The 790-nt window shown below is 65.7% G+C and carries 1 protein-coding gene; it reads left to right on the forward strand.

Annotated features, from left to right (window positions below; genetic code table 4):
- Positions 1-747, forward strand: a 747-nt coding sequence (locus tag FJR74_RS08385; RefSeq protein WP_241860486.1) for a DUF2561 family protein, incomplete at its 5' end; no start/stop codon positions are given.
- Positions 748-790: the final 43 nt, after the last annotated feature.

Genomic DNA, 790 nt, shown 5'->3' on the forward strand with positions numbered 1-790 from the left:
CTCCAGCCTTTTCCGGGTCAGCAAACTCAACTGCTCGATCACCACGAGCGACGGAACGGTGCTCTCATCGAACTCCAACGATGGACCGCAAACGAGCTGCTGATGGTGAGCAGATATTCCGCATACCGGCGTGGGCCGGATGTAATCTCGCCGGACGTCATCGATCGCATCCTGGTTGGGGCATGTGCCGCGGTGTGGCTGGTGTTCACCGGCGTGTCGGTGGCCGCCGCTGTCGCCCTGATGGACCTGGGTAGGGGCTTCCACGAGATGGCCGGAAACCCGCACACCACGTGGGTGCTGTACGCCGTAATTGTGGTCTCCGCACTGGTCATCGTGGGCGCGATACCGGTGCTGTTGCGAGCTCGCCGCATGGCTGAGGCCGAGCCCGCGACGAGGCCGACGGGTGCATCCGTGCGGGGCGGGCGATCGATCGGATCCGGGCATCCGGCGAAACGCGCTGTGGCCGAGTCGGCACCCGTACAGCACGCGGATGCATTCGAGGTGGCCGCCGAGTGGTCCAGTGAGGCGGTGGACCGGATCTGGTTGCGCGGGACAGTCGTGTTGACCAGTGCGATTGGCATTGCGTTGATTGCCGTGGCGGCGGCGCCCTACCTCATGGCGGTCGCGCACGACGGGCCATATTGGCTCAGCTACGGGTTGGCCGGGGTGGTCACCGCGGGCATGCCGGTTATCGAGTGGCTATACGCTCGGCAGATGCGCCGGGTGGTGGCGCACCAGTCCAGTTAGCCGGGCTGTGCTTGATTTGCCCGGTTCCTTCCCGGGTCGTGCC

The sequence above is a fragment of the Metamycoplasma neophronis genome (assembly GCF_006491995.1).
GTDB lineage: Bacteria > Bacillota_I > Bacilli_A > Mycoplasmatales > Metamycoplasmataceae > Metamycoplasma > Metamycoplasma neophronis.